The organism is Corallococcus sp. AB011P (assembly GCF_003611605.1).
In the GTDB taxonomy this organism is placed as follows: Bacteria; Myxococcota; Myxococcia; order Myxococcales; family Myxococcaceae; genus Corallococcus; species Corallococcus coralloides.
In genome coordinates this window covers 61,420-81,645 of record NZ_RAVX01000017.1, presented here as the reverse complement: position 1 = coordinate 81,645, position 20,226 = coordinate 61,420, and the positions used below count along the sequence as shown (strand labels likewise).

The 20,226-nt window shown below is 70.3% G+C and carries 21 protein-coding genes; 8 read left to right on the top strand and 13 right to left on the bottom strand.

The window, feature by feature from the left end:
• Positions 1–2: 2 nt before the first annotated feature.
• The 3 genes from obgE to rplU all read right to left on the bottom strand — a co-directional run bounded on the left by obgE (position 3) and on the right by rplU (position 2,108).
• Positions 3–1,349, bottom strand: coding sequence for a GTPase ObgE (gene obgE / locus D7X30_RS31180; RefSeq protein WP_120566621.1), 1,347 nt, complete (start codon positions 1,347–1,349; stop codon positions 3–5).
• Positions 1,350–1,477: 128 nt separating this feature from the next.
• Positions 1,478–1,753, bottom strand: a complete 276-nt coding sequence (rpmA, locus tag D7X30_RS31175) for a 50S ribosomal protein L27 (protein ID WP_014394223.1) — start codon at positions 1,751–1,753, stop codon at positions 1,478–1,480.
• A 46-nt stretch (positions 1,754–1,799) separates the two neighbouring features.
• Positions 1,800–2,108 carry a 50S ribosomal protein L21 gene (gene rplU / locus D7X30_RS31170; protein WP_120566620.1) on the bottom strand — a complete coding sequence of 103 codons (309 nt, stop codon included), beginning with the start codon at positions 2,106–2,108 and terminating at the stop codon, positions 1,800–1,802.
• A 273-nt stretch (positions 2,109–2,381) separates the two neighbouring features.
• On the opposite strand from rplU, the gene D7X30_RS31165 reads away from it, so the two are divergent.
• Positions 2,382–2,771 carry a hypothetical protein gene (locus tag D7X30_RS31165; protein ID WP_120566619.1) on the top strand — a complete coding sequence of 130 codons (390 nt, stop codon included), beginning with the start codon at positions 2,382–2,384 and terminating at the stop codon, positions 2,769–2,771.
• Positions 2,772–2,799: 28 nt separating this feature from the next.
• Here the strand turns inward: D7X30_RS31165 and D7X30_RS31160 are convergent, their stop codons facing one another.
• Positions 2,800–4,839 carry a protein kinase gene (locus D7X30_RS31160; RefSeq protein ID WP_120566618.1) on the bottom strand — a complete coding sequence of 680 codons (2,040 nt, stop codon included), beginning with the start codon at positions 4,837–4,839 and terminating at the stop codon, positions 2,800–2,802.
• A gap of 175 nt (positions 4,840–5,014) precedes the next feature.
• Here D7X30_RS31160 and D7X30_RS31155 point away from each other — a divergent pair, with 175 nt between their 5' ends.
• Entirely contained in the window at positions 5,015–5,977 is a 963-nt protein-coding gene (locus D7X30_RS31155; protein WP_120566617.1) for an isopenicillin N synthase family oxygenase, read from the top strand.
• On the opposite strand, the gene D7X30_RS31150 is transcribed toward D7X30_RS31155, so the two are convergent.
• Positions 5,970–6,899, bottom strand: a complete 930-nt coding sequence (locus D7X30_RS31150; protein WP_147443366.1) for a hypothetical protein — start codon at positions 6,897–6,899, stop codon at positions 5,970–5,972. The two genes, D7X30_RS31155 and D7X30_RS31150, sit on opposite strands and share 8 nt — an antisense overlap.
• 109 nt (positions 6,900–7,008) lie before the next feature.
• Between D7X30_RS31150 and D7X30_RS31145 the strand changes: the two genes are divergently transcribed.
• Positions 7,009–8,046: a carbon-nitrogen hydrolase family protein gene (locus tag D7X30_RS31145; RefSeq protein ID WP_120566615.1), complete on the top strand. Its 1,038-nt coding sequence runs from the start codon at positions 7,009–7,011 to the stop codon at positions 8,044–8,046.
• Here D7X30_RS31145 and D7X30_RS31140 read toward each other — a convergent pair.
• The 5 genes from D7X30_RS31140 to D7X30_RS31120 are packed head-to-tail and all read right to left on the bottom strand — an operon-like array spanning position 8,030 to position 11,975.
• Complete coding sequence (locus tag D7X30_RS31140) at positions 8,030–8,374, bottom strand: hypothetical protein (protein WP_120566614.1); 345 nt, start codon at positions 8,372–8,374, stop codon at positions 8,030–8,032. The genes D7X30_RS31145 and D7X30_RS31140 overlap by 17 nt on opposite strands.
• 7 nt (positions 8,375–8,381) lie before the next feature.
• Positions 8,382–9,827, bottom strand: coding sequence for an Asp-tRNA(Asn)/Glu-tRNA(Gln) amidotransferase subunit GatB (gene gatB, locus D7X30_RS31135; protein WP_120566613.1), 1,446 nt, complete (start codon positions 9,825–9,827; stop codon positions 8,382–8,384).
• A 27-nt stretch (positions 9,828–9,854) separates the two neighbouring features.
• Positions 9,855–11,318 carry an Asp-tRNA(Asn)/Glu-tRNA(Gln) amidotransferase subunit GatA gene (gene gatA / locus D7X30_RS31130; RefSeq protein WP_120566612.1) on the bottom strand — a complete coding sequence of 488 codons (1,464 nt, stop codon included), beginning with the start codon at positions 11,316–11,318 and terminating at the stop codon, positions 9,855–9,857.
• Positions 11,319–11,324: 6 nt separating this feature from the next.
• Positions 11,325–11,612: an Asp-tRNA(Asn)/Glu-tRNA(Gln) amidotransferase subunit GatC gene (gene gatC / locus D7X30_RS31125; protein WP_014394213.1), complete on the bottom strand. Its 288-nt coding sequence runs from the start codon at positions 11,610–11,612 to the stop codon at positions 11,325–11,327.
• A 27-nt stretch (positions 11,613–11,639) separates the two neighbouring features.
• On the bottom strand, positions 11,640–11,975 hold the full coding sequence (locus D7X30_RS31120) for a zf-TFIIB domain-containing protein (RefSeq protein ID WP_120566611.1): 336 nt from the start codon (positions 11,973–11,975) through the stop codon (positions 11,640–11,642).
• Between the two features lie 202 nt (positions 11,976–12,177).
• Here D7X30_RS31120 and D7X30_RS31115 point away from each other — a divergent pair, with 202 nt between their 5' ends.
• The 3 genes from D7X30_RS31115 (at position 12,178) to D7X30_RS31105 (ending at position 16,941) form a co-directional block, all read left to right on the top strand.
• Positions 12,178–15,264 carry a DNA translocase FtsK 4TM domain-containing protein gene (locus tag D7X30_RS31115; RefSeq protein ID WP_199724598.1) on the top strand — a complete coding sequence of 1,029 codons (3,087 nt, stop codon included), beginning with the start codon at positions 12,178–12,180 and terminating at the stop codon, positions 15,262–15,264.
• Between the two features lie 120 nt (positions 15,265–15,384).
• Positions 15,385–15,669, top strand: coding sequence for an antibiotic biosynthesis monooxygenase (locus D7X30_RS31110; RefSeq protein ID WP_120566609.1), 285 nt, complete (start codon positions 15,385–15,387; stop codon positions 15,667–15,669).
• Positions 15,670–15,711: 42 nt separating this feature from the next.
• Positions 15,712–16,941 (top strand): class I SAM-dependent RNA methyltransferase, encoded by a 1,230-nt coding sequence (locus D7X30_RS31105; protein ID WP_120566608.1) that lies wholly within the window; start codon positions 15,712–15,714, stop codon positions 16,939–16,941.
• Here D7X30_RS31105 and plsY read toward each other — a convergent pair.
• Together plsY and D7X30_RS31095 are read right to left on the bottom strand one after the other, a co-directional pair.
• Positions 16,867–17,445, bottom strand: a complete 579-nt coding sequence (gene plsY, locus D7X30_RS31100) for a glycerol-3-phosphate 1-O-acyltransferase PlsY (RefSeq protein WP_120566607.1) — start codon at positions 17,443–17,445, stop codon at positions 16,867–16,869. The two genes, D7X30_RS31105 and plsY, sit on opposite strands and share 75 nt — an antisense overlap.
• Positions 17,446–17,468: 23 nt before the next feature.
• Positions 17,469–17,900, bottom strand: coding sequence for a DUF2752 domain-containing protein (locus tag D7X30_RS31095; RefSeq protein WP_120566606.1), 432 nt, complete (start codon positions 17,898–17,900; stop codon positions 17,469–17,471).
• An 89-nt stretch (positions 17,901–17,989) separates the two neighbouring features.
• Here D7X30_RS31095 and D7X30_RS31090 point away from each other — a divergent pair, with 89 nt between their 5' ends.
• Positions 17,990–18,565, top strand: a complete 576-nt coding sequence (locus D7X30_RS31090; protein ID WP_014394206.1) for a DUF4920 domain-containing protein — start codon at positions 17,990–17,992, stop codon at positions 18,563–18,565.
• Positions 18,566–18,591: 26 nt separating this feature from the next.
• Positions 18,592–19,206: a hypothetical protein gene (locus tag D7X30_RS31085; RefSeq protein WP_233591889.1), complete on the top strand. Its 615-nt coding sequence runs from the start codon at positions 18,592–18,594 to the stop codon at positions 19,204–19,206.
• Positions 19,207–19,217: 11 nt separating this feature from the next.
• On the opposite strand, the gene D7X30_RS31080 is transcribed toward D7X30_RS31085, so the two are convergent.
• Positions 19,218–20,156: a hypothetical protein gene (locus D7X30_RS31080; protein ID WP_199724597.1), complete on the bottom strand. Its 939-nt coding sequence runs from the start codon at positions 20,154–20,156 to the stop codon at positions 19,218–19,220.
• Between the last annotated feature and the right edge of the window lie 70 nt (positions 20,157–20,226).

Below are 20,226 nucleotides of genomic sequence, written 5' to 3'. Positions count from 1 at the left end.
GATCAGCGCCTCCCGCCGGACTTCTTCGCCGGGGCCTTCCGGGCGGCCTTCTTCGCCACGGGTTTGCGCACCGCCTTCTTCACCGGCGCCTTGCGGACGGCCTTCTTCGCCAACGGCTTGCGCGAGGTCTTCTTCGCGGCGGCCTTCTTCGCCGGAGCCTTCTTCGCGGCGGCCTTCTTGGCAGGAGCCTTCTTCGCCGCCCCCTTGCGCGCCGCCTGCTTCGCGGCCTTCTTCGCCGGAGCCTTCTTCACCGTGGCCTTGGCACCCGCCTTCTTGGCCGGAGCCTTCGCCGGAGCCTTGGAGGCGGACCTCTTCGTCGGCATCTCGACGTGGATCTTGTCGGTGCGGCCGGTGAAGAGCACCTCCGCCACCGCGTCCATCAGGGGCTGCATGCCCTCGCCCGTGGCGCAGGACACCGGGTACACGCGGATGCCCCGGCGGCGCAGCGCCTCCGTGAAGGGCCCCAGGCGGTCGCGGCCCTCCGTCAGGTCCTGCTTGTTGGCGGCCACCACCTGCGGCTTGCTGGCCAGCTCCGCGCTGTACTTCTTCAACTCCGTGTTGAGGATGTTGAAGTCGTCCAGCGGCTTGCGGCCCTCACCCTCGGCGCCCATGTCGATGAGGTGCACCAGCACCTTGCAGCGCTCCACGTGGCGCAGGAACTGGTGGCCCAGGCCCACGCCCTCGCTGGCGCCCTCGATGATGCCGGGGATGTCCGCCATCACGAAGGACAGGCTGTCCTTGTACTGGACCATGCCCAGGTTCGGCACCAGCGTGGTGAACGGGTAGTCCGCCACCTTCGGCCGCGCCCGGCTCACCCGCGAGATGAACGTGCTCTTGCCCGCGTTGGGGAAGCCCAGGAGGCCCACGTCCGCCAGCAGCTTCAGCTCCAGCCGCAGGGTGATCTCCTCACCCTTTCCGCCGTCCTGCGCGAAGCGCGGCGTCTGGCGCGTGGAGGTGGCGAAGTTCATGTTGCCCAGGCCGCCCCGGCCGCCCTTGGCCGCCACGAACTGCTGGCCCGGGTCGCTCAGGTCCACCAGCAGCTCGCCCGTCTGCTCGTTGCGGATCAGCGTGCCCACCGGCACCTGGAGCACCATGTCCTCGGCGCCATGGCCGTTGCAGTCGCTGCCCATGCCGTGCTCGCCGTTCTTGGCACGGTGGTGCTGCTGGTAGCGGTAGTCCAGGAGCGTGGTCAGCTGCGGGTTCGACACGAACACCACGGAGCCGCCATTGCCGCCGTCCCCGCCGTTGGGGCCGCCGCGCTCGATGAACTTCTCACGCCGGAAGGCCACGGCGCCGTTCCCGCCGTCTCCTGCCTTCACGTAGATGCGTACTTCGTCGACGAACTTCATGGGGCGAACGCCCTCCTGGAAAAACACAAAGCGGGCCGTCCTCGCATCCACCCGCTCCCAACGGGAACGGAAGGACCGGGAACGACCCGCTCGGTAAGCCGTGCCCCGGGTTGCCCCAGGGCCACTGACTAGGCGCTCGCCTGCTCGGCGGCGGCCGGGTACACGGACACCTTCTTCTTGTCGCGGCCGAGGCGCTCGTACTTCACCACGCCGTCCACCGTCGAGAAGAGGGTGAAGTCGCGACCGAGCTTCACGTTCGTGCCCGGGTGGATGACCGTACCGACCTGGCGCACGAGGATGCTGCCCGCCGTGATCGTCTCACCACCGTACACCTTCACGCCACGGTACTGCGGGTTGGAATCACGCCCGTTGCGCGAAGAACCCTGACCTTTTTTATGGGCCATGACACCTGCTCCTTGAAGTTCGTGTGGGGAATGCCCGGAAAGGCGACTAGCCGGAGATCGAGGTGACCTTCACCTCGGTGTACGACTGGCGGTGGCCACGGCGACGGGTCCAGCCTTCCTTCTCCTTCCGGAAGTGCAGGACGCGGCGGTGCTTGTCCTGCGCCAGCACCTTGCCCACGACCTTCGCGCCCGCCACCGTCGGCTGTCCCACCTTCGGGCTCTCAGAGCCACCCAGCAGAAGAACCTCGGTGAACGAGACCTCAGCGCCGATGTCACCGGCGATCTTCTCGATCCGGACAACGTCGCCCTCGGCGACGCGGTACTGCTTTCCGCCCGTGCGAATGACTGCGTACATCGTCGAACCCCTGTCAGCTTCGGGTTGGTTCAACCCATGGAATCCAACGCGCATTTCGGACGGAAGACCGGCCGGCGCGCTAAAAGACGGCGGGACTTACGAGAATCCCGGGGGGGAGTCAAGGCAGTTGGCGGATCAGCCCGCTCCCAGCCTCCCTATTTGCTTTTGAATAGAATTCCCGGAATAAGGTCCACTGGACCGCAATCGAGCGCTCGCTAGGATGCGCGCCGTTTGCATTCCACTTGTACCTCATCCCTGAGGGGGAGAACCATCATGAAGAAGATCCTGTTCGGTCTGGCGGCCATGGCTTCGCTCACGCTCACCGCTTGCGGCGGCGGCGACTACTGCGATCGCACCGAGGACCTCGCCAAGGACCTGGCCTCCAAGTTCGAGGAGTGTGGTTTCGACAGCAACAGCACCCCCGAGGAGCCGACCGAGGCCGAGACCAAGGCCTGTAAGGATGGCCTGGAGAGCTGCAACGACTCCGACAAGGACAAGCTGGACGCGGCCCTGGACTGCGTGGACAGCCTCAAGAGCTGCTCCGATAAGTCCCAGTCCGAGCAGGCGGCCTTCAGCCTCGCGTTCCTCAGCTGCTACAGCAAGGCCACCGGCGTGAGCGCGTCCTGCTCCGCGGGCGTCGGCATCAGCATCGGCGAGGAGTAATCGTCCGCCAGCGGCTCCCGCCGCTGCATCAGGGCCCGGTTCCCTCCCCAGGGAATCGGGCTCTTTCATTTCGGGGCCCCGACAGGCGCGCACCCAGCGCCCGGTCCACCACCCGGCGGCGCTGGTGGTACTCCCATTCCAGGGGGTCCAGCTCCAGGCCCCGCTCGTAGGACTCCAGGGCCCGCTGGAGCTGGCCGTCGCGCTCCAGCGCGTTGCCGGTGAGGAAGTGCACCCGCGCGGTGCCCACCGCCCGGGGCTGCTCGGCCAGGTACTCGCGGCGCAGGGCATCCGTCTGGACCGCGGTGAGGCCCGCTTCCAGGCACCGCGCCACGCCCCGGGCATTGCCCAGCCGGGCGTCGTAGCGGGCCCGGCGCAGCGGCACACCCAGGGTGTCGCCCGCGTCCCTCACGCGGATCAGCATGGACTCCAGGCGCGAGCGCTGCCCGCGCGACAGGGGCCGCTGCCGCAGCGCGGACAGGGCGCCCCACAGCTCGCGCGCCCGCTCCCGCGCGGACTCCAGCTCCACGTCCTGTGAGAGCCCCAGCACCGCATAGTGCGTGCCCTCCCCCGCCAGCTGTCCGCGCCACATCGCCAGGACGCGCTCGGCCTCGGCGTCGTCGGGAAGCTCCCGGGACGCGGGGGGCGGAGAGGCCGTGGCGCTCGCGAGGTGCTGCTCCACGCGGGACTTCAGCGCGGCGGACGGCGCGACGAACTGCACGCCGAACCCCGGGCGCATGCTCCAGGCCTGGGCCTGCTCGGGCGAGACGTGGCGCACCACCTCGCATGTAACCGAAAGCGGCCCCGTGGACAGCGGCAGCACCACCTGGACCTGGGCGAACAGCGGGGGCAGCTCCCCCGTCGCGTGCAGGAACACGCCGCCGCGCGACAGGTCCGACCCCGTGAAGGCCCGGGGCTGCGCGCCCGGCTGCAGCACCACCTGCACGGGCACCGGGAGCGTCTTCCCCCCGGACGCGCCCGGCGGAGCCAGCGGCGGGGTGCGCCGGGGCCCGGTGACGGGAGTCCCCGGAGAGGCCCCTGCCTGCACGGGACGGGGAGCGCCCACGGCCGCGCGCGGCGACGGGGGCCGCGTGGCGAGGGCCTGCTCCAATGCGGCCCGCAGGGCGAGCGCGTGGGGGAAGCGCTCCTCCGGCGTCTTCGCCAGCGCGCGCAGCACCACCGCCTCCAGCGCGGGCGGCACCGAAGGGCAGATGGAGCGCGGGGCCGGGGGCGTGCGCGTCTGGTGCGCCACGAGCTGGGCGGTGAGCCCCTCGTCGGGGAAGGGCAGCCGCCCGGTGAGCAGCTGGTAGGCGATGACGCCCACCGCGTACAGGTCCGCGCGGCCGTCCAGGCGCCGGCTCAGGGACTGCTCCGGGGCCATGTACTCCGGCGTGCCCACGATGATGCCCGCCACCGTCTCCGGCATGCTCGCGTCCACCAGCTTCGCGATGCCGAAGTCGAGCACCTTCACGAACGGCATCCCCCGCCCGCGCTTCACCAGGAAGATGTTGTCCGGCTTCAGGTCGCGGTGGACGATGCCCCGCCCGTGCGCCGCATGCAGCGCATCACACACCTGCATCAGCATGGGCACCACCGCCCCGGCTGACAGGGGCGTCCCCACCCACGCCGACAGCGGCGCCCCCTCCAGGAACTCCATGATGAGGTACGGCCGGGGCGCCGTGGCGTTGAGGTCGAAGATGCTGACGATGTTCTCGTGCCCGATGAGGTTCACCGCCCGGGCCTCGGCGTGGAAGCGCTGCACCAGCTCCGGGTAGCGCGTCAGGTGTTCGTGCAGCACCTTCACCGCCACGCGGCTGCCAATGGACACGTGCTCGGCCAGGTAGACGGACCCCATGCCTCCCCGGCCCACCCGGCGCACCAGCCGGAAGCTGCCCATCTGGGTGCCCACCAGCGGGTCCACCTCCTCCGCCGCGGCCACGGCGGCCGGCGGCTCCACGGCCTTGCCCGGGCCGCCCCCCGCCTCCCGGACAAGCGTGTCGCACGACGTCCCCTCGCCATGTCCCCGCCCGCACGCTGAGCACGTGCGCTCGTTCCTCGCGACTTCGGCCATACCGCGCCCCCCTGGCCTATTCCCTGCCCAATCTGCACATCCCGGAAGCCCGGCATCCACTGCCGCCAAGGGTGGGTGTCTCAAAGTGAGGAGGGCCCCCGCCCGTGGGCCGGGGTGACGGTTGGGCGGCGGACTGCGACGTGTCAGGAAGGTGTCACGCGGCTAGGATGCGCGCATGTCCCGCTCGGCCCGACGCATCCCCACCGTGAACCTGTCCCACTACCGCTCCGGCACTCCCGAGGAGCGGGCCCGCTTCGTCCAGGTGTTTGGCGACGCGCTCAAGGAGTTCGGCTTCGTGACCGTGGAAGGCCACGGCGTCGAGGACGCGCTCATCCGCCGCACGTACGCGGACGTGGAGCGCTTCTTCCAGCTGCCGGAGTCCACCAAGACGCGCTACGCGGTGCCGGAGCGTCCGGGGCAGCGGGGCTTCATGGCGTTCGGCCAGGAGCACGCGAAGAACCGCAAGGTGGGGGACCTGAAGGAGTTCTGGCACGTGGGGCGCGAGCTGCCCGTGGGCCACCCGTACCGCGACGACTACGGTCCCAACGTCTGGCCGGAGGAGGTGCCCACCTTCCGTGAGCACACGCTGACGCTCTACCGGGAGCTGGACGACGCGGCGACGGTGATGCTCCAGGCGCTGGCGGACTACCTGGGCATCGCGCGCAACACGTTCAGCGACATGACGGTGGACGGCAACTCCGTGCTGCGGCTCATCCACTACCCGCCGCTGAAGGACCGCTTCATCCCGGGCGCGGTGCGCGCCGCGGAGCACGAGGACATCAACTTCATCACGCTCCTGTGCGAGGGCACGGCCGGCGGCCTGGAGCTGCTCACGCGCGACGGCGAGTGGATCCCCGTGGACACGCTGCGCGGCCAGATTGTCGTGGACTCCGGCGACATGCTGAGCCGGGTGATGAACGGCGTCATCCCGTCCACGACGCACCGGGTGGTGAACCCGCCCAGCACGGAGCAGGACACCGTGCGCTACTCGATGCCCTTCTTCGTGCACCCGTTCTCCGACTGCATCCTGAAGCCGCTGCCGCAGACGGAGACGCCGGACAACCCCGCGCGCCACCCGCCCATCACCGCGGACGCGTTCCTCAAGCAGCGCCTGCGCGAGCTGGGCTTCCTCAAGTAGCAGCGGCGAGGGCGAGCAGCTCATCCATGTGCACGCGGAAGTGGCGAGTCCCTTCCGCGCCGTGGAGCCAGGGTCCCCGGCCCTTGAGCCACGAGGGCTGCCACGCACGGCCCGTCTCGTCCGTGAGGACGACATGGGTCAGCGGAGCCAGGCGCTGTTCGCCCCGGTAGTACAACCGGTAGAACTGGAGCAGCGGCTTGTCGTCGTAACTCCCGCCGAACAGCACGTGCGTGTCGTTGACGGCGATGGCGCGCGCGCCATGCACCGGGGAGATCCAGACCGTGGAGGGCTGTCCGGGCCGCATGCGCACGAGCGGGAAGTCCGTGTAGCTGTAGAACCAGGTCTCCTGCTCCGAAGCGACGTTGAGCGCGTAGCAGTCCAGGATGTACTGCCCCAGGCCGAGCGCCATCGACACACCGCTCTCCTGCCGCTGCCCCAGCGCATCGAAGCGCTCCAGGCCCTTGGCGCCGATGGACGACCCGCCGCCCCGGGTCAGGCTGCCGATGACGCCTTGGTCGAAGTAGCTGACCCAGACCTGTCCATCGGACGTCGTCTGCACGTCCTCGATGCCGTCCCCCAGGGTCAGCTCCCGCAGCAACGTGCCTTCCGGCGAGTAGACGTGGGCGTTGCGCTCGTATCCCGTCTCCGAACGGTAACGGCAACGCCCGTTCACGAGCAGCACCGCGCCATCGGGAAGCGGCTGGACGAAGTCGAAGTCCGGTGCACCGCGAGGCAGCGTGAACCGCTCCCAGAAGTCCCACGCATCCGCGAAGTGGAGGACCTCGTCGCCCTCGCCTCCCGCGTCCGCGAGCCACCACACGGTGTTGTCGGGTGCCACGCCCCGGCCCTTCACCTTCCGTCCCGCGAGCGCCTCCGCCGCGTCGACGAACGGGTGCACCTCGACGTGGAGTGTCCTCTTCATGCGCATCACTGCCTCCGGGCACGGCCTCGACGGGGGCACTCCCGGAACCTGACGGTCCATCGCCGCGAGGCTCGCGCGGCATGGGGGTGGGTGCCATCCTCGCGGCACCGTGCCCCCCTCCCTCGACCTGTTCGCCATCCAGCCGCGCGTCACGCTCGACGACTATGCCTCGCAGGAGACGTTCGCCTCGCACCATCGGGCGCTCGCTGCACGGGCGGACGCGCTGCGTCCCCGGGACGCCTCGGGCCGGCCGTTGAACCCCGCGCTCGTCGTCTGGCCGGAGATGGTGGGCGCGGCGCTGGGACTGATGGGGCACCTGTCGCGCGTGCGCCGCCGCAAGACGACGAACGGCGCGATGACGCGCGTGGCGCTCGCGGAGTGGCTGGGCATGTTCCGCACGTGGAGCACCTTTCATCCACCGACGCTGGAGGAGTGCCTCTACGCCACGGTTGCGCCCCGCGTGCACCGCGCCATGTACGAGACCTTCTCCGGCATCGCGCGCGACTTCGGCCTGTGGGTGGTGGCCGGCAGCGCGCTGCTGCCCACGAACCGCCTGGGCCCGGACACCCCCGAGTACGAGCCCGCGGGCGCGCGAACCTTCAACACGAGCTACACGTTCTCACCGGACGGGCACTGCGTGGCCGTCACGCGCAAGGTGAACCTGGTGCCCACGCAGGAGGACGTGCTGCACCTGAGCCCGGGCCGCCCGGAGGACCTGCCCGTGCTGGACACGCCGTTCGGGAAGCTGGGGACGCTCGTCTGCTACGACGGCTTCCGCGAACCCCACACGTCCGGCGAGCCCTATTTCGTGCCCTGCGCGCAGTACCTGGACGCGCTGGGCGTGGAGGTGCTCGCGCAGCCCTCCGCCAACGCCTGGAGCTGGGACGCCCCCTGGGCCTTCAACGCGCCCGGCGAGACACAACTGCGCCGCGAGCAGTGGTTCAACGAGGGACTCTTCACGCAGCTGCGCACCCTGAAGCGCGTGCGCTACGCGGTGAACCCGCAGCTCACCGGTGGCTTCTTCGACAACACCTTCGAGGCGCCCTCGCTCATCCTGGAGCGCCGGGGGCCGGACGACGTGCACGTGCTCGCCCAGTCCGCGGATCCACGCGGCGAGGACGTGCTCCACGTCACTGTTCCCCGGTAGGCGCCGCGGGAACGAGCCGCGCGTCATCCTCCAGGACGAACTTGAGCGTGGGGCCGCGCTCCTCCGGCTTCCACCCCAGGTCCCGCGCCATCACGATGACCCGCGCCACCAGGTCGGGGCCCACGTCGCGAGTCACGAGTCCGGTCATGTCGCCGTCGCCGACGTGAAGCCACGGATCATCGTGGCGGACACGGACGTGCAACGCCTGCCGGGTGGCCTCGGCCCACACGACCGTGAGCAGCCGCCAGCCCGTTCCCTCCGGTGCGTCCCGCCGCCCCCGAAGGCTCCAGCGGTACGAGACACCGTTCACCGTCAGGAGCCGGGCCACGAGCGCCCTACTCGCCCAGCTTCTTCTTGAGCAGCTCGTTGACGAGGCCGGGGTTGCCCTTGCCCTTCATGGCCTTCATCACCTGGCCCACGAAGAAGCCGTACACGCTCTTCTTGCCGGCCTTGTACTTCTCCACCTCGCCCGCGTTCTTCGCGAGGATGTCGTCCACCACCGCCTCCACGGCGCCCACGTCGCTGACCTGCGCGAGCCCCTTCTCCGCGATGATGTCCGCGGGCGGGCGGCCCGTGCGGAACATCTCCCCGAGCACGTCCTTCGCCGCGTTCGCGGACACCGTGCCCTTCTCCACCGTGGCCAGCAACTCACCCAGCTGCGCCGGGGTGAAGCGCAGCGCGGAGATGGGCGTGCCCTCCTCCTTGAGCAGGCGGCTCAGCTCACCCAGGAACCAGTTGGAGAGCTTCTTCGCGTCGGAGACGTGCTTCGCGCAGGCCTCGAAGAAGTCCGCCAGCGGGCGCTCGGCGGTGAGGATGCGCGCGTCGTAGGCCGGCAGGCCGTACTCGCCCATGAAGCGCGTGCGCTTCGCGCGCGGCAGCTCCGGCAGCGACTGCCGCTGCGAGTCCCTCAGCGCGTCCGACACGAGGAGCGGCGGCAGGTCCGGCTCCGGGAAGTAGCGGTAGTCGTGCGCGTCCTCCTTGGAGCGCATGGACCGGGTGATGCCCTTGTTCACGTCCCAGAGGCGCGTCTCCTGGTCCACCTTGCCGCCGGACTCGATGACGTCCACCTGCCGCGCGGCCTCGTACTCGATGGCCTGCTTGAGGAAGCGGAACGAGTTGAGGTTCTTCAACTCGCAGCGCTGCCCGTACGTGGTGGAGCCCTTGGGCATCACCGACACGTTGGCGTCGCAGCGGAAGCTGCCCTCCTCCAGGTTGCCGTCGTTGACGCCCAGGTACACCAGCACGTCGCGCAGCACCTTGAGGTACTCCACCGCCTCGTCGGCATCACGCAGGTCCGGCTCGCTGACGATCTCCATCAGCGGCACGCCCGCGCGGTTCAGGTCCACCAGGCTCTGCCCCGCGGACGCGGTCGCTTCGTGCACGCTCTTGCCCGCGTCCTCCTCCAGGTGGATGCGCCGCACGCGCACCGTCTTCTCCCCGGAGGGCGTGTCGATGACCAGCTCGCCCCACTCGCAGATGGGCTGGTCGTACTGGGTAATCTGATAGCCCTTGGGCAGGTCCGGATAGAAGTAGTTCTTCCGGCTCCACACGCTCGTGGGCTTCACCGTGCACCCGAGCGCCAGGCCCGTACGCACCGCGTACTCCACCACGCGCTGGTTGAGCACAGGCAGCACACCGGGCATGCCCAGGCACACCGGGCAGGTGTGGTGGTTCGGCTCGGCGCCGAAGGCAGTGGAGCAGCCGCAGAAGATCTTCGACTGCGTGAGCAGCTGCGCGTGGACCTCGAGGCCGATGACCGTCTGGAAGTCGCTCAGGGGCATGGCGGTGTCACCCTTGTGTCGCGCCCGCTAGACGGGGGCGGCGCGGCGGAAGAAGTCGTGCTCGCGCTCGAACGCGCGGGCGATGCGGAGCAGGCGGGCCTCGTCGAAGGGGCGCCCCAACAGCTGCATGCCGATGGGCAGCCCCGCCTGCGTGAAGCCGCACGGCACGGACAGGCCGGGCAGTCCCGCCAGGTTGCACGGCAGCGTGTAGACGTCCATCAGGTACATGGACAGCGGGTCGTCCACCTTCGCGCCCAGCTTGAACGCCGGCACCGGCGACGTGGGTGACACGATGGCGTCCACCTGCTGGAACACCTTCGTGAAGTCCTCGCGGATGAGCGTGCGGACCTTCTGCGCGCGCAGGTAGTACGCGTCGTAGTAGCCGGCGGACAGCGCGTAGGTGCCTAGCATGATGCGGCGCTTCACCTCCGCGCCGAAGCCCTGCCCACGCGTCTGCGTGTACAGCTCCTTGAGCCCGCGCGCGTCCTTCGCCCGCTGCCCGTAGCGGATGCCGTCGTAGCGGGCCAGGTTGCTGGACGCCTCGGACGAGGCCAGCAGGTAGTACGTCGCCAGCGCGTACTTCGTGTGCGGCAGCGACACGTCCACCAGCGTCGCGCCCAGCTTCTCCAGCTCCTCCAGCGACGCGCGCAGCGTGCCCGCTACCTCCGGGTCCATGCCCTCCGCGAAGTACTCGCGAGGCACGCCCAGCTTGAGGCCGCGCACGCCGTCCTCCAGCCCCGTGAGGCAGTCCGGCGTCTCCACGTCCGCGGAGGTGGAGTCGAGCGGATCATGCCGCGCGATGAGCTGGAAGAGCGCCGCGGTGTCCCCCACCGTGCGCGCCATGGGGCCCGGCTGATCCAACGACGAGGCGAAGGCGATGACGCCGTAGCGCGACACCCTGCCGTACGTGGGCTTGAGCCCCACGGTGTTGGTGAGCGCCGCGGGCTGGCGGATGGAGCCGCCCGTGTCGGTGCCCAGCGCGCCGAACACCTCCCGTGCCGCCACCGCCGCCGCCGAGCCACCGGACGAACCGCCCGGCGTGCGCGTCAGGTCCCACGGGTTGTGGGTGGGGAAGTACGCGCTCGACTCGTTGGACGAGCCCATGGCGAACTCGTCCATGTTCAGCTTGCCCACGAGCGGCAGGCCCGCTTCCTTCAGCAGGCGCACCACGGTGGCGTCGTAGGGCGGGACGAAGCCCTCCAGGACGCGCGAGGCGCAAGTGGTCTCCACGCCCTCCGTGAGGAAGATGTCCTTGAGGCCCACGGGCACGCCGTCCAGCGCGCTCAGCGGGCTGCCCGCCTTGCGGCGCGCGTCACTGGCCTCGGCGGCCTTCAGCGCCCCGGCCTCGTCCACGCGCAGGAAGGCACGCACCTTCGGGTCCACCTGGGCGATGCGCTGGAGGCTCGCCTGGGTGGCCTCCACGGAGGACACCTCGCGCGAAGCCAGCTTCGCCGCCAGCTCCAGCATCGACAGGTCGGTCAGCGACGACATGGCGGGCTACTCCAGAATCTTCGGGACCGCGAAGGCACTGCCCACCTTCGCCGGCGCGTTGGCGAGCCCTGCTTCGGGGGGCAGTGACGGACGCAGCACGTCCTCGCGCAAGAGCGAGGACGCGAGCGTCGCGTGGGAGGTGGGCTCCACCTGGCTCACGTCGAGCGCTTCCAGCTCCGCCACCGCGTCCAGGACCGCTGACAGCTGGGTGGCGTAGCGCTCCTCCTCCTGCGGCGTCAGCGACAGCCGCGCCAGGGTGGCCACGTGCCGGACCTGCTCGAGCGTGAGGGCCATGGGGAAGCCTCCTCCGGACTTGCGATACTACGAGCGCTTGAACAGGTTGAGGATGGCGCCCATCACCTTGCCGCTGCCCTCGTGGCCGTGCTGCTTGATGACCTGCTCCAGCTCGCCCGCGTCCAGCCAGACGCCGTGGCAGTTGAAGCAGCTCTCCAGCTCCACGTCGCCCTGCTTCAGCGTCTGCAGGTCCATGCCGCACTTGGGACACTTCATGTAGTGCAGCTGCTTGAGCGACTCGCGCTGCTGGGCGGCCATCTCCTTGGACTGCTCGAGGGCCAGCTTGCGCTTGGCTTCAATCTCCTCGCGCGCGAAGTAGTCGTCTTCGTTGTGGGAGGGCTTGTCGGGGCTCAGGTCGGACATGGTCTCGGGTTCTCCTTGGCGGCAGGCACCATACCCTCTCGCCACGGGGACGCGCCCGAAATGTAGGCCCTGCTTCCGCCTCCTCGGGGGCCCCTTGGACGCCTGCCGGAAAATTGACCCCGCCCCCTCCCTCCCTATTCTCGCCGGGCGGATTGCTACAGCTCGCTACGCGGCTGGAATCGGGCAGAGGGAACAGGGGTCCATGACAGCGGCAAAGAAGGGTGGCCGGGCGGAGAAGGCGGTGCTCTCCCGGCAGGAGATCGCGACGCGCCGCAAGGCGCTCAACAACAAGAAGATGAAGGCCCCGGGCGCGGCGAGCCCCGCCAAGCGGGCGCTCATCGGCGTCTTCATCCTGGCCGCCTCGTTGCTGGCCTTGCTGGCGGTCGCCACGTTCGACGCGCATGACCGCGTGGGGCCCGGCTTCCACAACGCGGTGGGCCCCATGGGCCACCTCATCGCGGAGACCCTGCGCGGCGCGCTGGGCGTGTGCGCCTACCTCATCCCCGCGGGTGGCATCTACACCGCCGTGGTGCTCTTCGTGGGCAACCGCGAGCGGCGCCGCATGCCGCAGATCATCTCCCTGGCGCTGCTCACCTGCAGCGTGTCCGTGCTCGCGCAGCTCATGTTCGCCAAGGACAAGGGCTGGGCCCACCCGCCCGGCGGCGCGCTGGGCGCGAGCCTGGGCGGCCTGATGGAGGGGATGTTCTCCACCGTCGGCACCATCATCCTCGTCACCGCCATCAGCGCGGCGGCGCTCATCGTGGGCACCCAGTACACGTTCTTCAAGCTGTGCTCGCTGGTGTGGGCCGGCCTCACCGTCCTGGGCCGCCGCATCTCCGAGAACGCGCACGTCTTCTGGGAGCAGCAGAAGGTCAACTACGCGGCCCGCCAGGAGCGGCTCGCGCAGGAGAAGGAAGAGGAGGCCGCGTTCCTCGCGGAGCTGGAGGCCGAGGAGGAGGAGCTCTCCGAGGCCGAGCGCATTGCCGCCGAGGCCGAGGCCGCCGAGGCGGAGTCCCTGGCGGAAGAAGCCGTGCGCCTGGCCCGGCAGAACGAGAAGGAGCAACTCGCCAACGCGAAGAAGGCGCTCAAGGAGCAGAAGGAGCGCGAGAAGCTGGAGAAGAAGCTCGCCCGCGAGGAGCCGTCCGAGGACGAGGAGAACGACGACGCCTCCGACGAGCAACCCTCGCTGCCGCCCGAGCGCGCCGAGCGCCGCTCCCCTGGCGCCGACCCCGCCTGGGCCGCGTCCTTCCTCGCGCCCCAGCCGCAGCTGCCCGCCAACGCGGACGGTGGAGAGCCGCCGCGCCGCGCTCGCAAGACGCCGCAGATCGTCACCCCGCCCTCCGCGCCGTCCACGCCGCCGGTGCCCGCCGCGTCGCTCACGCCTCCGGCCGCCGAGCCCGCCGCGAAGCCCGTGGCCGCGGAGAAGCCGGCCGCCGCCGCGCCGGGCAACGCCCTCATCCCCGCGCCTCCCGCGGCGCTGGCGCGCATGCCGCTCATCGTGGAGCCCAAGGCACCGCCCAAGCCCACCGCCATGAAGCGGCCGCAGGACCAGTTCGAGTTCGTGGGTGACCGCAAGAGCTTCTCGCTGCCGCCGCTGGACGTGCTGGAGGCGGACAAGAAGGAGCGCTCCGCGCTGGACAAGGACGCGTTCCTCGTCACGGCGGAGAAGCTGCGCGCGAAGCTGGCGGACTTCGGCATCGTGGGCGAGGTCGTGGAGATCCGCCCCGGCCCCGTCGTCACCATGTACGAGTTCCTGCCCGGGCCCGGCATCAAGGTCAGCAAGATCGCCGCGCTCCAGGACGACCTGGCCATGGCCATGGAGGCCATGCGCGTGCGCATCGTCGCCCCCATCCCCGGCAAGGGCGTGGTCGGCATCGAGGTCCCCAACCGCGACCGCGAGACGGTGTTCCTCAAGGAGATCGCGGAGCAGGACACGTTCCAGAAGAGCGGCAGCAAGCTCACCATGTGCGTGGGCAAGGACATCGAAGGCATGCCGTACGTCTTCGACCTGGTGAAGGCCCCCCACCTGCTCATCGCGGGTACCACCGGCTCCGGCAAGTCCGTGGCGGTGAACTCGATGATCATGAGCATCCTCCTCAAGGCCACGCCCGAGGAGGTCCGCTTCATCATGGTGGACCCGAAGATGCTGGAGCTCTCCGTCTACGAGGGCATCCCGCACCTGCTGCTCCCCGTCGTCACCGACCCCAAGAAGGCCGCGCTCGCGCTGCGCTGGGCGGTGGAGGAGATGGAGCGCCGCTACCAGATGCTGTCCGAGGCGGGCGTGCGCAACATCGCAGGCTTCAACAAGCTGGTGGAGACGCAGGCGTCGGAGGAGAAGCCCGCGCCCGCCCCCGCCGCGAAGAAGAAGACCAAGCCCAAGAAGATGTTCGTCGTGGACGTGGAGGGCAGCACCGTGCCCGCCCCCGCTTCCGCCAGCGACGGGCTGGGCGTGGCCATGCCGCGCGAGGACGACGAGGACCTGCGTGAGGCCATCGTCTCCGAGCCCGCCCCCACCCTGGAGGCCGACGGCGAGGAGGACGCGGAGTTCGAGGAGGACGGCGAGGAGTCCACGCCGGCGGAGGCCGCTTCCCCGGAGAAGAAGGAGCTCAAGAAGCTGCCCTACATCGTGGTCATCATCGACGAGCTCGCGGACCTGATGATGGTCGCCAGCCGCGAGGTGGAGACCTACGTGGCGCGCCTCGCGCAGATGGCGCGCGCGGCCGGCATCCACCTGATGGTCGCGACCCAGCGTCCGTCCACGGACGTCGTCACGGGCATCATCAAGGCCAACTTCCCCACGCGCATCAGCTTCATGCTGCGCTCGAAGCCGGACTCGATGACGATTCTGGGTACGGTGGGCGCGGAGGCCCTGCTGGGCATGGGCGACATGCTCATCATGCCGCCCACGAGCGCCCACCTGCAGCGCGTACACGGCGCCTACGTCTCCGAGCAGGAGATCAAGAAGGCGGTGGACCACCTCAAGGCCCAGGGCAAGCCCGTCTTCGACGAGTCCATCCTCAAGCCGCGCGACGAGGACAACGAGGGCGGCGGTGGCGAGGAGGACGAGCTGTCCGACGAGCTCTACGACCAGGCGCTCGCGGCGGTCAGCGAGATGCGCTCCGTCTCCATCTCCATGCTCCAGCGCAAGATGCGCATCGGCTACAACCGCGCGGCGCGCATGATTGAACGCATGGAGCGCGACGGCGTGGTGGGCCCCGCGGACGGCGCCAAGCCCCGCGAGGTGCTGCTGCGCGGCCTGGGCGACATGCCCGGCGCCGGGGCGATGTAGCCCGCCGCCACGGATTCAAAGCCCGGGGAACGGACCTCCGTCCCCCGGCGGTTTTCCCCTCGGGGGCGCCACGGAAAGAGCTTCCGGGCGCCCCCGCTCTACTTTCCCTTGGACGGCCGAATGATCGTCGCCATCTCCCGCTTCCGCGCGTCCCCCGAAGAGGCCGACGGCTGGGTCCACCGGCTCCAGGAGCGCTCGCGGCGCGTGGACGGCTACGCGGGCTTCCTGGGCCTGGAGGTGCTGCGTTCGTTCGAGCGCTCGCCTGAAATCCTGCTCGTCACGCGCTGGAAGGACCGGGACGCCATGCGGGCCTACTTCCAGTCCGAGGACTTCCAGCGGGCGAAGGGGGCCAGCGCGTCCCAGGAGGACGCCAGTTTCACGATGTACGAGGTCGTGGCCACCTGAGCAGTTCCCAATCGGCCCCGGGTCGTCTAAGGGCGGTGCACCATGGCTGAACGTCTTGCCCTATTCGTCACCGCCGCGCGCGGCACCGAGGACCTGCTCGCCGAGGAGCTGAAGGAGCTTGGCGCGAAGCGCATCCGCCAGGACCGCGGCGGCGTGCGCTTCATGGCCTCGCTCGACGAGGCCCTCAACGTCTGCCTCTGGTCCCGCATCGGCATGCGCGTGCTCTATCCACTGGGCGAGTTCGAAGCGCATGGTGCCCAGGGGCTCTACGACGCCGTCGCCAGCGTGCCGTGGGAGGAGCACCTCACCACGAACGTGACGTTCGCCGTGGACGCGAACCTGAAGGACACCGAGCACGCGCACTCCGGCTTCGTGGCCCTGAAGGTGAAGGACGCCATCGTGGACCGCCTGCGCGACAAGCTGGGCTCGCGGCCGGACGTGGACACGCGCAACCCGGACGTGTCCGTGGTGGCCCACCTGGTGAAGGAGAAGCTGTCCCTCTCCCTGGACCTGTGCGGTGACCCGCTGCACCGGCGCGGCTACCGCGTGCGCCCCACCCCCGCGCCCCTGAAGGAGAACCTGGCCGCGGCCCTCCTGCGCGCGGCGGGCTACACCGGCACGGAGGCGCTGGTGGACCCCATGTGCGGCTCGGGCACCATCGTCATCGAGGGCGGCCTCATCGCGCGCAAGCGCGCCCCGGGCATCAACCGGGGCTTCGCGGTGGAGCGCTGGCCGCACCTGGGCGCGCGCGCGAAGGAGCTGCTCGCGGACCTGCGCGCGGACGCGCGGCGCAACGAGCGCAAGGTGGAGGTTCCCATCCTCGGCTTCGACAAGAGCGACGAGGCCCTGGAGGCCGCGGACCGCAACGTGAAGGCGGCGCGGATGGGCGAGGAAATCCAGCTCGCGGAGGGCGACGCGACGAAGCTCCCGCCCCTGCCCGAGGGCGGCGGGCTCGTCCTCACCAACCCGCCTTATGGAGACCGGCTCGGCTCCGGCGGCCAGAAGGGCATGAAGACCTTCTACTTCAAGCTGGGTGACAGCTTGCGCGCGCTGCCGGGCTGGCGCGTCTGGGTGCTGTCCGGCAACCCCGCCTTCGAGAGCGCCTTCCACGCGCGCCCCATGGCCCGGCGCGACGTCTGGAACGGCCCCATCCCCTGCACGCTGCTGGGCTACCGCGCCCCGCCGCTGCCTCCCGGCTCAAAGCCGGTGCTCGGTGCGGCGGGCGAGTCGCTGGAGGTTGCTCCGGTGGGTCCAGAGCATCAGGACGAATAGGCCCGCGGTGAGCAGCACGTACTCGCGGGCGGGCGCGGTGAGGAACGCGGTGGCGATGGCGACCACCGCCGCGGCCAGCGAGCCCACGGAGCTCACGCGCCAGCGGGCCACCACCAGCCCGTAGATGATGGCCCCCGCGAGCGCCGCCTTGGGCACCAGTACCACCAGCACGCCCAGCGCGGACGCCACGCCCTTGCCGCCCTGGAGCTTGAGCCACACCGGGTACACGTGCCCCAGCACCGCGGCCAGCCCCACCAGCGCGTGCGCCTTCGTGTCCCCGGGCAGGTAGTGCACGGCCAGCGCCACGGGCAGCACGGCCTTGAGCGCGTCCAGCAGCAGCACCACCGCGCCCAGCTTCTTGCCGGCGACGCGCGTGACGTTGGTGGCGCCGATGTTGCCGCTGCCGCTGGCGCGCACGTCCACTCCGCGCAGCCACCGCGTCAGCAGCACGCCGAAGGGGACGGAGCCGCAGAGGTAGCCCAGCAGGAGGAAGGCGGAGAGCACGGAAGAGGACAGGGTCCCGCCCTTCAGGACAGCAGGTGCGGGAAACGGGTGTGCACCACGACGTAGGCGTAATTGACCAGCAACACCAGCGGGAACGCGATGCGCACCCACCGCCACTCGCGCTCCTCCAGCTCCACCTCCGGGATGGGCAGCGCGAAGAGGAAGTGCAGCACCGTCGCCACCGCGGCCAGCGCGAACAAGAGCGCGCACACGGTGCCCAGGGGGTTGGCCTCCCACGCCCCCGGGATGTTGAAGTGCGCGACGCGGTCCGCCACGCGGGTGAGCCCACAGCCCAGGCAGGGCCAGCCCGTGTGCTCGCGCAGCACACAGCCCCAGAACGGGATGATGCGGGCCACGGGGACGTAGCGCCCCACGAGCAGCCCCCCGAGCCCGACGAGCCCGAGCCATTCGAATGTGCCCAACCGGCGGTTGGGGGCGGGGATGGTGACCTTCATGCGCACCTCGCGCCGAGTGTGCGGGACAAGTCGCGAGGATGGAAGGGGTGCCTTGCCGGGCCCCGGAAACCTGGGCTAAGCGAACGGGCATGCACATGCTCCGCACCGCCCTCGTGATGCTGGTCGCCGCTCCCCTCGTGGCCCTCGCGGCGGACAAGACGCCCAAGCCCGCAGCCAAGGCCGCGGAAGCGTCCAAGGCCGAAGCCGCGGCGAGCGACTGCCACCACCCCGCCGACGCGAAGACGCCCGAGGCCGCCAAGGCCGCGAACCCTGGCGACTGGACGCTCACCCGCGGCGAGCCCCTCAAGGGTGAGAAGACGGTGAAGCTGTCAGAGCTGCTCGCGAAGCCCCAGGCCCACGACGGCAAGGTCGTGCGCGTGGAGGGCCAGGTGCGAAAGGCGTGTGAGAAGAAGGGCTGCTGGATGGAGCTGGCCCAGGACGCCAAGAGCCCCGGCGTGCGCGTGACGTTCAAGGACTACGGCTTCTTCGTCCCGCTGGACTCGGCGGGCTCGCAGGCGCGCGTGGAGGGCGTGGTGAAGGTCGCGGAGCTGAGCGACGCCCACGCGAAGCACTACGAGGCCGAAGGCGCCATCGTCCCGCGCGGCACCGACGGCAAGCCCCGCGAGGTGCAGCTCGTGGCCTCCGGCGTCGAGCTGCGCCGCTAGCCGCGATGGGAGGCCGCAGTTTCAGCATGCGGGGCGTGCAGGGCGCGGCCGACCGGGCCGTGCAGCACGCCCGCGCGTGGCTCCTGGAGACGGAGCCCGGGTCGCGCGTGCACGACGTGCAGTTGGACCCGCGCTTCCAGCACCGGGGCGTGGACCTGCTCTGGGAGCTGCCCTCCGGAGAGGTGCGCGGCATTGAAGTGAAGGGCGACCGCCAGGCCACCCGCCGCCGCTACTTCTTCGAGCTCATCTCCAACCTGGAGAAGGACACGCCGGGCTGCTTCCTCTACAGCGGCGCGGACCTGATGCTGTACGTGTTCCTCACGCAGGGGGAGCTGCACGCCCTGCCCCTGCCCCGGGTGCGCGAGTGGTTCCTCCCGCGCGCGAAAGAGTACGCCCTCAAGCACGCCTTCACCCAGACGGGCGCCATCCGGTACACCACCGTGGGCGCGGTCGTGCCCGTGCGGGACGTGGCGGAAGGCGTGCCCGGCGTCGTCACCGTGAAGCTCAAGCGCGCGGCGACAGAGAAGCCTGGCGTGAAGCCCGGCACGCCGGACGCGGAAGGCGCGACGCCCGCGGCGGCCAGCGAACCCCAAGCGCCCGAGGCCCCGGAAGCCCGGAGCCCCCGGCGCACGGGGACCTGAAGCTCGGCCGACTAGCGGCGGCGCTGCGGCTGCGCGTGCTGGTGCCGGTGCGCCCGGTGGCCCGGGTGCATCTTGTCGTGCAGGGCCTCCAGCCGCTCCTGCGTGCCCATCAGCTCCAGGAGCGCGGACCGGTCGTTCTGCTGCTTGAAGACGTGCTCCAGGCGGGGCACCAGGTCCAGCGCCAGGTGGATGTCGTTGGCCTTCTCCGCCTCCGCCAGCAGGCCGCGTCCCTCGACGGACGCGTCGATCCACGCCTGCAGGTGGATGAGGCCGTCCACCGCCAGCAGGCGCGAGATGGGCGCGCGCGCCGTGTCGTGGATGAGGTTCTTGAGGTCCTGGATGGCGGGCTCGCGCTCGCCCTTCGCGGCGCGCACCACCGCCTGGGAGATGCCGCGCCGGTCGGGCAGCAGGAACTCCTCCACCTCGGCGAACGCCGAGGCGTCGTCCAGGTGGCCCTGCGCGGCCAGCGACTCCGCCAGGCTGTCGAACAGCTCCGCGTCCTTCTCCGAGAAGGGCGCCAGCGCCTCCTGGAGGAACGGCTGGGGCAGCGCGCCCTTGTCATCCACCGCCAGCTTCGAGCGCAGCGCCTTCACGTGCTCGAAGGAGGAGGCCACCGGGGCCTCCTTCGCGCCGTTGAGCTTGTGCACGAGCACCTGCATCAGCGTCGCCAGGGCCGTGGTGAACTCCTGCGGGGACACGCGGTCCGGCATCCACCGGCGCCACAGCTCCACGGCCGCGGCCACGACGTAGTCCTTGAAGGGGCCGGTGCCCTTCCACTTCGCCGCCCACTGCTGGGCGATGCCGAGCGGATAGGCGGACTCCGCCAGCTTGCGGTAGTCCTCTTCTCCCACCGGGATGCCGTAGTGCCCCAGCGTGCTCAGCAGGGCCTCCGTCGAGTAGTCCTTGAGGCCCGTCTTCTGCCACGACTTTTCCACGCGCTGCGTGCTCACCAGATGCGCTCCGAGGCCATGCGAGTGCCGGCCATCGGCCCCGCTGACCATCTTCTAGCGAAAGCGGAGC